Annotated in this window: 9 protein-coding genes; 8 read left to right on the top strand and 1 reads right to left on the bottom strand. The window is 66.0% G+C overall.

Features of this window, described 5'->3' with window-relative positions; translation table 11 throughout:
* Nucleotides 1-147 precede the first annotated feature (147 nt).
* The 8 genes from BLU54_RS12780 to BLU54_RS12745 all read left to right on the top strand — a co-directional run bounded on the left by BLU54_RS12780 (nt 148) and on the right by BLU54_RS12745 (nt 10,535).
* The gene (locus tag BLU54_RS12780; protein WP_091909230.1) at nt 148-1,461 is read left to right on the top strand and encodes a glycosyltransferase family 4 protein; all 1,314 of its coding nucleotides are present in this window, start codon (nt 148-150) and stop codon (nt 1,459-1,461) included.
* Between the two features lie 38 nt (nt 1,462-1,499).
* Nucleotides 1,500-2,351: a D-glycero-alpha-D-manno-heptose-1,7-bisphosphate 7-phosphatase gene (locus tag BLU54_RS12775; protein ID WP_328586126.1), complete on the top strand. Its 852-nt coding sequence runs from the start codon at nt 1,500-1,502 to the stop codon at nt 2,349-2,351.
* Entirely contained in the window at nt 2,348-4,198 is a 1,851-nt protein-coding gene (locus tag BLU54_RS12770) for a glycosyltransferase family 9 protein (protein WP_091908807.1), read from the top strand. Before BLU54_RS12775 ends, BLU54_RS12770 begins: the two co-directional genes overlap by 4 nt.
* A gap of 2 nt (nt 4,199-4,200) precedes the next feature.
* Nucleotides 4,201-5,955 (top strand): carbamoyltransferase family protein, encoded by a 1,755-nt coding sequence (locus BLU54_RS12765; RefSeq protein WP_091908804.1) that lies wholly within the window; start codon nt 4,201-4,203, stop codon nt 5,953-5,955.
* 22 nt (nt 5,956-5,977) lie between these two features.
* On the top strand, nt 5,978-7,237 hold the full coding sequence (locus BLU54_RS12760) for a glycosyltransferase family 2 protein (RefSeq protein ID WP_235837943.1): 1,260 nt from the start codon (nt 5,978-5,980) through the stop codon (nt 7,235-7,237).
* Nucleotides 7,234-8,370: a glycosyltransferase family 9 protein gene (locus BLU54_RS12755; protein ID WP_091908801.1), complete on the top strand. Its 1,137-nt coding sequence runs from the start codon at nt 7,234-7,236 to the stop codon at nt 8,368-8,370. The genes BLU54_RS12760 and BLU54_RS12755 overlap by 4 nt, the downstream gene beginning before the upstream one ends.
* Entirely contained in the window at nt 8,360-9,322 is a 963-nt protein-coding gene (locus BLU54_RS12750) for a glycosyltransferase family 4 protein (RefSeq protein ID WP_091908798.1), read from the top strand. The genes BLU54_RS12755 and BLU54_RS12750 overlap by 11 nt, the downstream gene beginning before the upstream one ends.
* A gap of 73 nt (nt 9,323-9,395) precedes the next feature.
* Nucleotides 9,396-10,535, top strand: coding sequence for a UDP-glucuronic acid decarboxylase family protein (locus tag BLU54_RS12745; protein ID WP_091908794.1), 1,140 nt, complete (start codon nt 9,396-9,398; stop codon nt 10,533-10,535).
* Nucleotides 10,536-10,928: 393 nt separating this feature from the next.
* Here the strand turns inward: BLU54_RS12745 and BLU54_RS12735 are convergent, their stop codons facing one another.
* A complete protein-coding gene (locus tag BLU54_RS12735; RefSeq protein ID WP_091908788.1) occupies nt 10,929-11,495 on the bottom strand; it encodes a Dps family protein in 567 nt (188 codons plus the stop codon).
* Between the last annotated feature and the right edge of the window lie 301 nt (nt 11,496-11,796).

Raw genomic sequence — 11,796 nt, 5'->3', positions numbered from 1 at the left:
AAACAACAGCGGCGCCACGCAACGCTTCAAACCCTTGATAAGACAAGCGCTTCTCCGACCCGCCGCGAATGGGCGACGCTTCTGGCACGTTACCTGCTGTTCCCGCCCGCGGCTGTGTCGGCCGAGTCAGAAAGGAGAATCCGGATGCTGAGAATCGCATTGATAAGCGAGCACGCGTCGCCGCTTGCGGCGACTGGCAGCGTCGACGCCGGGGGGCAGAACATCTACGTGGCGCATGTAGCCCGTCAACTGGCCCGAGCGGGCCATCAAGTCGATGTCTTCACGCGCCGCGACAACCCTCTCCTGCCCGAAATCAGCCGCATGGGCGGCGGCGCGCGCGTGATCCACGTGCCCGCCGGTCCGCCGACCGCCGTCCCTAAGGAAAAGCTCCTGCCGTTCATCGAAACGTTCGGCGACTGGATGATCGAGTTCGCCCGGCGACAGCGTCAGCCCTACGACGTCGTGCATGCGAACTTCTTCATGTCAGGCCTGGCAGCGCTCCGCATCAAGGCAGCGCTCGGCACCCCGGTGGTCACGACCTTTCACGCGCTAGGCAAGGTGCGGCGCCTTCATCAGGGCGAGGCAGACGGCTTTCCCGATGAACGGTTCGCGATCGAGGACCGACTAGTTGCCGAGTCCGACCGCATCGTTGCGGAATGCCCGCAGGATTACGAAGACCTGATCAATTTATACGGGGCGAGCGCCGCTTCCATCGACACTGTGCCATGCGGCTTCGACAGCAGCGAATTCGCGCCGCAACCGCGTCAGCTGGCGCGCCGCCGGCTCGGCTGGCGTGACGATGAATTCGCGATCCTTCAACTTGGCCGGCTGGTGCCGCGCAAAGGGGTGGACAACGTCATTCGCTCGCTGGCCGCGCTGTCCGATGCACATCGTGAACGGGCCCGGCTGTACGTCGTCGGCGGCAATTCCGAGATACCAAACGAAATCGCCACGCCCGAAATCGCGCGCCTGCGCGGGCTCGCTGAATCACTCGGCGTCGCGTCGCGCATCACCTTCGTTGGCCGCCGTGGCCGCAACGATCTGCGCCACTTCTACAGCGCCAGCGACGTGTTCGTGACAACGCCATGGTACGAGCCGTTCGGCATCACGCCCGTCGAGGCGATGGCTTGCGGCACGGCAGTGATCGGCTCGCGTGTAGGCGGTATCCAGCACACGGTGGTCGACGGCGACACGGGTCTGCTAGTCCCGCCGAACGACCCGACGGCGCTGGCCCAGGCGTTGGGCCGTTTGATGGACAACCCGGCACTGCAGGCGTCGTTCGGCGAAGCAGGCCTCAAACGCGCCACTCGCCGCTATACGTGGGCCAATGTCGCGGCCGAACTGGCGGCCGTTTACGCACGCGCGGCGGGCCTCGAGCCGGACGAAATCGAACAATTGCAACCCCGCGAATTCGCGACGCTGCGGACCGCCTCGTCGAATGCGCGTCCACTGGCGCTTTGACGGCGATGACCATGGTGTCCCAACGCAGGCCGTCCTCGTTGGACTCAAGCCGTCGGCTGCATCGTGCCGCCGGACGCAGCGGTGTCGCGCGCCCGCGCCCGGCGGTGTTTTTCGACAAGGATGGCACGTTGGTCGTCGACGTGCCGTACAACGTCGATCCCGCCTTGATCCGACTCGCGCCCGGCGCGCCGGAAGGGTTGCCGATGCTCGCGCGTCTGCGCCTGCCGCTGGTCGTGATCAGCAACCAGTCGGGCATCGGCTCCGGGCGCTTCGGCGCCGACGCCCTGCCCGCGGTCAGCGACCGTTTGCAGGTGCTGTGCAGCGCGCTTGGCGCAAGTCTCACCGACTGCTACTACTGTCCCCATGCACCCCAAGCCGACGGCACGCCCGCATGTGGCTGTCGCAAGCCGCGACCGGGCATGTTGTGGGCAGCCGCGCGCCGTCACCGCATCGACCTTTCCGAGAGTTGGTTCGTCGGCGACATTCTCGATGACATCGAGGCTGCGCATCGGGCCGGATGCCGAGCAGTATTGATCGACAATGGCAACGAAACGGTGTGGCGTGACGGGCCGGGGCGCCAGCCCGATGCGCGCGTCGCCGACTTGCACGGCGCAGCGTGCGCGATCGTCGCCGCACTGCGGATTGCCCGACATGCTCGGCGCGAACGACGCGCCGCCGTGTCGAAAGCGCAGGCTCGTCGTGTCGAATCCAGCTCGTCACTCAATCTCCGCTCGATGCGGACGGTGCGGCCACTGCGTGTGCCGCCGACGCGCATGCAATCGTCGCGGCTCGCCGCGCCTGCCGGCCGCCCGGGCCCGAGCCTGACGCGCCACGCGGCAGCAACGTTCGAGGCGAACGGACAGGACCGGACGTTCGGGGTGGCAGCATGACTGCCGTGCGTGACACCGATCGTGCATCGACCATTGCGTCCTCGTCGGAGGGGCTCGTGCCGCTGCCCGCCCCCCGCCGCGCGCACGCACGGCCGCAAGCGCCGGTCGTCACGCAATGGGACGCATCGGTGCAGCGCATCCTTTGCTTCCGGCCCGACAACATGGGCGACGTGCTGATGACGACGCCAGCACTCCGGGCACTGAAGCGCCGTTTTCCGGAACGACGGCTTACCTTGCTGGCGTCGCGCTCCGGCGCTGCGGTGGCACGCTTCATCCCATATATCGACGAGGTCATCGAGTTCGATCCGCCGTGGGCGCGCAACGACGGCATGGCACGCGCGGAGGACACGATGGCGCTGGTGCGGCGCCTGGCCGAAGGCGACTTCGATGCGGCGGTGCTCTTCACCGTCTACAGCCAGAATCCGTTGCCGGCGGCGATGGTGTGCCACCTGGCCGGCATCCCGCGTCGGCTTGCCTACTGTCGTGAAAATCCTTACGGCCTGCTGAGCGACTGGGTGCCGGAAACCGAGCCGGACCTGACACTGCGTCACGAAGCGCAGCGTCAACTGGACCTGGTGGCCGCCATCGGGGCCACGATCTCGTCAGCGGACGGCAGCCGCGCCGGAACGGCAGTTGGCACTGGCTTCGCGCGCGGCGCCGATACAAAAACGGACCTCGCAGCGGGCGTCGACGGTGACGACGATGCAAGCCTGTTGGGCACCGCCGGGCATGCAGCGGAAGACGATGGCGACGACGCGGACCATGGCGATCCGCGCGCACTGGTATTCGCGCTCGATCCCGACAGTCGCGCTGCGCTGCATGATGCGCTGAGCCAACGCGGCGTCGCGGCGACCGAGGACTATCTCGTTTTCCATCCTGGCGCCACGGCGGCATCACGGCGCTGGTCGCCCATTCGATTCACGGAGACCATCGTCGCACTGGCCAGCGCCACCGGTCTGCGCTGCTACATTACCGGCGGCCCCGATGAGACGGCACTCTGCGGCAGCATTGCGGCAGCGGCGCGGCGCGAGCTCGACGCCCGCAACCAGGCTGCCGGCGACGCCACGGCCGACGACGGCGCCGATGCGGCGACGATCGTCGACCTGTCGGGCGCGCTGTCGCTGGGCGCACTCGCGACATTGATCGATGGCGCAACGCTACTCGTGACCAACAATAGCGGCCCGCTCCATCTCGCCTCGGCACGCGCGACGCCGGTCGTCGTGTTGTATGCGCTGACCAATCCGCAGCACGGCCCGTGGCGTACCGCGCATCGCCTGCTGTCGAACGACGTGCCTTGCCGCTGGTGCTACAAGAGCGTCTGCCCCGAGCGGCATCATCTGTGCCTTGAGGGCGTCACCACCACCGAGGTGATCGCCGCGGCGCTGGATCTGCTGCACGAGACCAGCGGCATCCGCCCAAGCGTACGATCGGCACAGTCGGCGCAGTCTGCGCTATCGGAATATTCGGCCCATCCGGTACCACTGAACTGGTCGAGCAGCGCAGCAAACGGGCACGATACCGAGTTCCATCCCGCCGACGCCTTCCCGAGCGACGCCGCGGCCGGTGATGCTGCACCCATCATGATCGACGCCGCGACCGGCGGTGACGATTTTCCCGCCCTGAGCGGAGCGCGCGCTGGCCGCATTGGCGAACTGATCGGCGACAGCGACGTGGCGGCTGTCGACGATCCGGCAGCACTCGTCTTCCCCTTGCTCGATGCGGACGACCTGCCCCCGACTGCCCGTCAGGCAACGATTCAAAGCCGCTCAGAAGCAGACGCAGAGCCGCGCGTCGCCGCAGCCATCGCGCCCCCTGCTTCCCCGCCCACTCTCACTTCGACCGACTAGCCATGTACACGCTCGGAATCAATGCGGTTTATCACGACAGCGCGGCCGTCCTGATCAAGGACGGCGTCGTCATCGCGGCCGCCGAAGATGAACGCTTCACGCATATCAAGCACGCCAAGCGCGCCCTGCCCTTCTCTACTTGGCTGCTGCCGTTCGATGCGATCGACTTCTGCCTGAAGACCGCCGGCATCGCGCTGGCCGACGTCGACCACGTCGCGTATTCGTACGATCCCGCGCTGCTGCTGAAGGAAGCGCGCGGCAACGACACGATCACCCTGCCGCTCGAACCGTCGAAGCAGGCATTCGAGTCGTCGCCCGACAATCCCAACGGCTCGCCGTGGGACCCGCTGTTCCTGAGCTTCATCGTGAACGCCCCGGCGCAACTCGTCGACGGTGCACCGCATCACCTCGAAAAGCGCTTCCGCCGACCGGCCTCCGGCGATTTCAAGTTCCAGTGGCACTACGTCGATCACCACCTGGCGCATGAGGCCAGCGCCTTCCTGGCCGCGCCCTATGAGCAGTCGGCGGTGCTGACGATGGACGGGCGCGGTGAGCGCGCCACCACCTCCTACGGCATTTTCGAGAACGGCGACTATCGCCGGATCAAGCAGATCGACCTGCCGGACTCGCTCGGCCTGCTGTACGAGGAAGTCACCGAGCATCTCGGCTTCCTGCGCTCCTCCGACGAATACAAGGTGATGGCGCTGGCGTCCTACGGCAAGCCCACCCATCTTGATCTGTTCCGCGAAGTGCTGCGCTATCGCGGCGATGGCGTTTACACGGTCGCGAAAGTCGACTGGAGCGAACTGCTCGGCCCGAAGCGTGTACGCGGCAGCGAGATCGAACAGCGCCATTACGACATCGCCCACTCGCTGCAGCGCGTGCTCGAGGAAACGGTGCTGGACATGTGCCGCTGGCTGCATGAGCAGACGGGGCAGGAGACGCTGGTGATGGCGGGCGGCGTGGCATTGAACTGTGTGCTCAACGCACGCGTGCGCGACCGCAGCCCGTTCAAGAACGTCTGGGTCCAACCTGCCGCCGGTGACGCGGGCACCGCACTGGGCGCCGCGCTGTGGACCGACTACAAGCAACGTGGCGACAATCAGCGCAAGTGGCAGATGGATCACGCCTACCTCGGCCCGGAATACAGCGACGACGAAATTGAAGCGTTTCTCAAGTGGTCGAAGCTGTCGTACCGCAAAGTCGACGATATCGTGTCGACCGCGGCCAATCTACTCGCCGCCGGCAACGTGATCGGCTGGTTCCAGGGTCGTATGGAGTTCGGACCGCGGGCGCTCGGTGCACGCTCGATTCTGGCCTCGCCGGTCGATCCCGACATGCAGGCCAAGCTCAACAACATCAAGGACCGCGAGGACTTTCGTCCGGTCGCGCCGGTGGTGATGGAGCAGCACGCCGGCGAGTGGTTCAAGGACTGCGGCGTGGCGCCGTTCATGCTGTTCGTCTACGACGTGAAAGACGAGGCCGCGCAACGCATTCCGGCCGTGCGCCACGTCGACGGCACCGCTCGCGTGCAGACCGTCAATGCCGCGCAACATCCGCGCTATTACGCGCTGCTCGATGCATTCCGGCAGCGCACTGGCGTACCGGTGCTGGTCAACACTTCGTTCAACACGCGGGGCGAGCCGATGGTATGCAGCCCGCGCGACGCGATCGAGTCGTTCTGGACCTCGCCACTGGATGCGTTGGTGATTGGCAACTTCCTGCTCGAAAAGCAGGCAGCCGCCACCGCGCGCTGAGCGACTCGCGACAGGAGCAGACATGAGATTCGGTCACGCTATGATGCCGCGCGTCGGCCTGGACGCCGGCCTGGACGCCGGCTTCGGCGCCGCCCTCGACGGCGTCGCGCGCCTGCCTGCTGGACGCAGCGCCGACACGCCGGCGCTGCGTCGCGAGGATGCCCGCCGCGAACCCGCCCTGCACCCGGACCCAGGCGCTGGCGCGCTTCCCGTCGCGCCGATGCAGGCGCCGCCCGCGGTCACCGCGGCGCTCGATGCGACCGGCGGCGCCTCGGTCCTTGCCCCGCCGGCCGCCGAGCAGCGCACGCTGATCACGGTCGTGGTGCCGACCTATCGCCGACCGCTGCTGCTTGATCGTTGCCTCGGCGCGTTGCTCGACCAGGATTGCGACCCGGACTGCTATGAGATCGTAGTATGCGACGACGGCCCGGACGACGCGACCCGTGCGACCGTCGAAGCACGCGCCGCCGAGCGGGCGCACTGTGGTCCGCGCATCCGCTACGTCCCGGTAACCGCGACGCAGGGTCCCGCCGGCGGCCGGAACGCCGGATGGCGCGCCGGCACCGGCGACATTGTCGCCTTCACCGACGATGACACCTTGCCATCACGGCAATGGCTGACCGAGGGGCGGCGTGCACTGGCGCGCGGCGCGGCGGCCGCCACCGGGCGAGTGAGCGTACCGCTCGACGATCCCAGCCGGCCCACCGACTTCGAGCGCGACACGCAGGGCCTGGAATCGGCGGAGTTCGTCACCGCAAACTGCTTCGTCACGCGGCAGATGCTCGAGCGCCTCGGCGGCTTCGACGAACGCTTCACGTCGGCATGGCGGGAGGACTCGGATCTGCAATTCCGCATCCTCGAGGCGGGTGGCGAAATCGTGCGCGCCGAGCATGCGTTGGTCCTGCATCCGGTACGGCCGGCGCGCTGGGGCGTGTCGATCTCGCAGCAGAAGAAGAGCCAATACGATGCGCTGCTCTACAAGCTGCATCGCGGGCGCTTCCGCGAATCGATTCGTCGCCATGCACCATGGGACTACTATTTCATCGTTGCCTGCGCACTGGTGGCCGCCGGCGCCGCCCTGCTGGGCGAGCTCCCGGTGGCGGCCGGGGCGGCGCTGATCTGGCTCGCGATGACCGCGCGCTTCACGCTGCGCCGCCTGCGCGGGGCCGCTCTCACACCGTCGCACATCGCGGAAATGGCCTGGACGTCCGCGCTGATCCCCCCGTTGTCCATCTATTGGCGACTGGTCGGCGCCTGGCGCTTCAAGGTCCTGTTCCTATGACGACCAAACTGCCTGCTCGCCGCATCGCGATTTTCCGCGCGCTGGTGCTGGGCGACATGCTCTGCGCGGTGCCGGCGCTGCGCGCCTTGCGCGCGGCCTATCCCGATGCACACATCACGTTGGTCGGTTTGCCATGGGCACAGGCGTTTCTCGATCGCTACCCGGGGATGATCGATGAACTGATGGTGTTCCCTGGCGCCATCGGTTTTCCCGAGCAGCCCGAAACCGATGCCGGGCTACCCGCGTTCTGGGCGGAAGCCCGGGCCCGGCGCTTCGATCTTGCCATTCAACTGCACGGTAGTGGCGGCATCGCCAACGACATCGTCGAACGGATGGGCGCAACGCATAACGCCGGCTTTGTCCAACCCGACGAGCGGCCGCGCCAAGGCGTATTCATCGCCTGGCCGGACACGTTGATCGAGTCGGCGCGCTACGACGCGCTGATGCGCGCGCTCGGCGTTCCCGTGGACGACGAACGCCTGCATTTTCCGCTATACGACGCCGACCTCGACGCGGCCGAAGCACTGGCCGCCTCGCACGGCATCGATTTCGACCGGCTGGTCTGTGTCCATCCGGGTGCCCAACTGCCCTCGCGACGCTGGCCCAGCGAGCGCTTCGCCGAGGTTGCCGATGCGCTCGCCGCGGATGGTTGGCAGATTGCCATCACGGGCTCGGCCGGCGAAGCCGAGCTTACCGGCAGCGTGCTGGGTGCGATGGCTGCGCCAGCGCGCCACGTGGCAGGCCAAACGTCGCTCGGCGCGCTGGGCGCACTGCTCTCGCGAGCGCGCCTGCTGGTCAGCAACGATACTGGCCTCTCGCATGTGGCCGCCGGCGTGCGTACGCCGTCGGTGGTGATCGCCTCAGGCAGCGATACGCGTCGCTGGGCGCCACTGGACACCACGCTCCATCAAGTGCTGGCCGACCATCCACCCTGCCGTCCCTGCGCGCATGCGATCTGCCCGATCGGCCATCCCTGCGCGCGCAATATCAGCAGCGAAGCGGTGATCGCGGCCGCGCGCGCCAAGCTCGCGTCTTTGCGGCAAGCGTCGACCGCCCGCGCTGCGCCCTCCTTTTCCAATGACAAGTCGGCGGCCGAGCGGTCGCCTTTCGGGAGTCTGAGTCATGCTGCATAAGTCGCGAGGCGCCCGCCTGAAGGTGCTGACGTGGCACGTCCACGGCAACTACCTGTACTACCTGACGCAGGCACCGCACGATTTCTACATCGTCACGAAACCCGGCAATCCGCCCGGCTATGCCGGACGCGTCGGCGCGCTGCCGTGGGGCGACAACGTCCATGAAGTGAGCTACGACGAAGTACGCAATGGCGATTTCGACGTGGTGCTCTATCAGCATCGCAGCAATTACGAGCAGGACCGGCTGGCCATCCTAAGCGAGGCGCAGCTGCAGCTGCCGCAGGTTTACATCGAGCACGATCCGCCGCAGGAACACCCGACCGACACGAAGCACTGGATGCAGGACCCGAACGGGCTGCTGGTGCACGTGACGCATTTCAATCGGCTGATGTGGGATTCGGGCGTGACGCCGACGCGGGTCATCGAGCACGGCGTGCTCGTGCCGGAAGGCGTGCAATACGACGGTCAGTTGGAACGCGGCATCACCGTGATCAATCACCTGCGCCAGCGCGGCCGGCGCCTGGGTGCTGACGTGTTCGAACACGCCCGCGCCCGCGTCCCGCTCGACCTGATCGGCATGGACGCGGAGTCCGCCGGGGGCATCGGCGAAGTGGCGAACCCGGATGTCGCGGCCTTCTGTTCACGCTACCGCTTCTTCTTCAACCCGATTCGGTACACAAGCCTCGGGCTCGCGATCGTCGAGGCGATGACCATTGGCATGCCGATCATCGGGCTGGCCACGACGGAGCTCGCGACCGTGATCGACAACGGCTACAACGGCTATGTCTCGGCTGACCCCGACGCGTTGGTCGACGTCATGCAAATGCTGCTGCAGAACCCCGACCAGGCCCGCAAGCTGGGCGACGGCGCGCGGCAGACCGCGGTGGAACGCTTCGGCATCCAGCGGTTCGCGAACGACTGGGACGACCTGCTCTGCCATGTGACGCACTGAACACAGGCCGTGCGCGTCGCGAACGCGTACGGTCTCACACATAGAGGCGCTCGGCGAGCGCACTGGAGCTTTCATGAAAGACATGCATCGCAAGCGCATCCTGGTCACCGGTGGCGCGGGTTTCCTTGGCTCGCATCTGTGTGAACGCTTGCTGGCCGACGGGCACGATGTGCTGTGCGTGGACAACTTCTACACCGGCACCAAGGACAACATCGCCGCATTGTTGCAGCACCCTCGCTTCGAGTTGATGCGCCACGACGTGACCTTCCCGCTGTACGTGGAAGTCGACGAGATTTTCAATCTCGCCTGCCCGGCCTCGCCGATCCACTATCAGCGCGACCCGGTACAGACCACCAAGACCAGCGTGCATGGCGCGATCAACATGCTTGGCCTGGCCAAGCGCGTCAAGGCCTGCATTTTTCAGGCCTCCACCAGCGAAGTGTATGGCGACCCACGCATGCATCCTCAGCAGGAGGGCTACTGGGGTCATGTGAATCCGATCGGCACCCGCAGCTGCTACGACGAGGGCAAGCGCTGCGCCGAGACGCTGTTCATGGATTATCACCGCCAGCACGGCGTCGAAATCAAGATCGCGCGGATTTTCAATACGTATGGCCCGCGCATGCACCGCGCGGACGGCCGTGTCGTCTCGAACTTCGTCATGCAGGCCCTGGCCGGCGAACCGATCACGCTGTACGGCACCGGCGCGCAGACCCGAGCCTTCTGCTTCGTCGATGACATGATCGAAGCGTTTGTGCGTCTGATGAACAGCGAGGCATCATTTACCGGGCCCGTGAACCTCGGCAATCCGCAGGAAATCAGTATTGCCCGCATTGCACAGCGCATCATCGACCTCACCGGTTCGCAATCGCAACTGGTATTCCGCCCGCTGCCCTCCGACGATCCGGTACAGCGCTGCCCCGACATCAGTGCCGCGAAGGCGGCTCTGAATTGGCAGCCGAGCACCGAACTCGACGCTGGCTTGCAACGCACCATCGACTACTTCCGCGCCCGCTATTTCTCGGGCGACGCAAGCGAGGCCGAAACCGCGCGCAACGATGTGCATAATGAGGAAGCGGCGCAGGCAGCACACGCGGAGAGCATGGTGGCAACGCCTGCCGCGGCGCGACGCGCTGCGCCCCGCGCCGTCAAGCGCAAGCGCAGCGCCGCAGCCGGCGTCGATACTGCGCAAAGCGGCTCCGCCGCACGCTGATTCGGTCGGCATCGCGCTGGCACTCGCCGGGCGCGATGCCGAATCGCATTGCGTGTCGCAGCGCGCCGTCATGACGGCGTCTCTTGTCCGCTTTCCCACATACGGGCGGTACACGGTTCGCGCGAACTTCGCGCAACAGCTGCCGACCCGCGCCAGCACAAATGGAAAGGCCCGCCTTCAGTACGAAGGCGGGCCTTTCTCGCTTCAGGTGCCAAGGCAGTCGACCGACGGGCTCCTGAGCCTGCGCGCGGCGTACATGCGATACCGCGAACAGTCCTTCGCTACGCCACAGTGCTCGCAGCGTAGTCGCTAACGAGACATGCCGCGGGCAGCCTAGCGCGACTGAACGCGACTAAACGCGACTGAACGCGACTAAACGCGACTGAACGCGACTTAACGCGACGCTTCGAACAGGAACCAAATCCGTTCTTCGGCTTGATCGATCCACTCCTCGATCAGGCTGGCCGTCGCGACATCTTCGTGGTCGTCGCAAAGGTCGTGCACTTCGCGCAGATACTTGACGAGCTCCTGATTGTCGTTGCGCAATTCGCTGAGCATGTCCGGCGCCGACACGAAGTCCGCGTCGTTATTCTTCAAACGCTGCAACTGGGCAATCTGGCCGGTCGAACGCAACGTCGTGCCACCCAGCTTGCGTGCGCGCTCGGCGATCACGTCAGTGATCTCGTAGACAGCGGTCGCCTGCTCTTCGAGCATCAGGTGGTAGTCGCGGAAATGCGGGCCGCTGACGTGCCAATGGAAATTCTTCGTCTTGATGTAGAGCGCGAACACGTCGGCAAGCAACACGGTCAGTTGCTTCGCAATTTCCTTGCGTGCCTCGTCACCCAGGTCCGTCGGCGTGACCAATTGAGCGATGCTCTTCGACTTGGCATCCGGCCGTGCATCGGCCTTTACCGGGCTACGCTTCGCTTGGACCGGCTTCGCTTCCTTAACTTCAGCCATGAACGACTCCTAGGATGGTTGAACGAATGAGACAAACAAGTACGCAACGGGCGTGCCAGCCGTCCCCAGGGCGAGGCATGCCGTTGGGCGTGTCGACACGCGTTGGCACGCGTTGGCACTGCCGGCAGATCGATGCATCGCTCGTACCGATTTTGCACCAAGCCATCCCGAATGAGAACCCGAGACTGCATCCCGGCAGCCTTGTCAGGTGCGTCAAACTGGCCCAGCCCCGCGGAAACGGGGTATCGTCTCGTTCATTCGCGAACGGCAGCCGGCTGCGGCCGACATCGACACCGACACT

Origin of the sequence: Chitinasiproducens palmae, assembly GCF_900095735.1 — a bacterium.
Lineage (GTDB): Bacteria > Pseudomonadota > Gammaproteobacteria > Burkholderiales > Burkholderiaceae > Chitinasiproducens > Chitinasiproducens palmae.
This window is presented reverse-complemented; position numbering and strand designations above follow the sequence as displayed.

Coding starts and splice junctions, on each gene's coding strand:
- BLU54_RS12770 (WP_091908807.1), top strand. CDS start 2,348: ATGACTGCCGTGCGTGACACCGATCGTGCATCGACCATTGCGTCCTCG.
- BLU54_RS12765 (WP_091908804.1), top strand. CDS start 4,201: ATGTACACGCTCGGAATCAATGCGGTTTATCACGACAGCGCGGCCGTC.
- BLU54_RS12760 (WP_235837943.1), top strand. CDS start 5,978: ATGAGATTCGGTCACGCTATGATGCCGCGCGTCGGCCTGGACGCCGGC.
- BLU54_RS12755 (WP_091908801.1), top strand. CDS start 7,234: ATGACGACCAAACTGCCTGCTCGCCGCATCGCGATTTTCCGCGCGCTG.
- BLU54_RS12750 (WP_091908798.1), top strand. CDS start 8,360: ATGCTGCATAAGTCGCGAGGCGCCCGCCTGAAGGTGCTGACGTGGCAC.
- BLU54_RS12745 (WP_091908794.1), top strand. CDS start 9,396: ATGAAAGACATGCATCGCAAGCGCATCCTGGTCACCGGTGGCGCGGGT.
- BLU54_RS12735 (WP_091908788.1), bottom strand. CDS start 11,495: ATGGCTGAAGTTAAGGAAGCGAAGCCGGTCCAAGCGAAGCGTAGCCCG.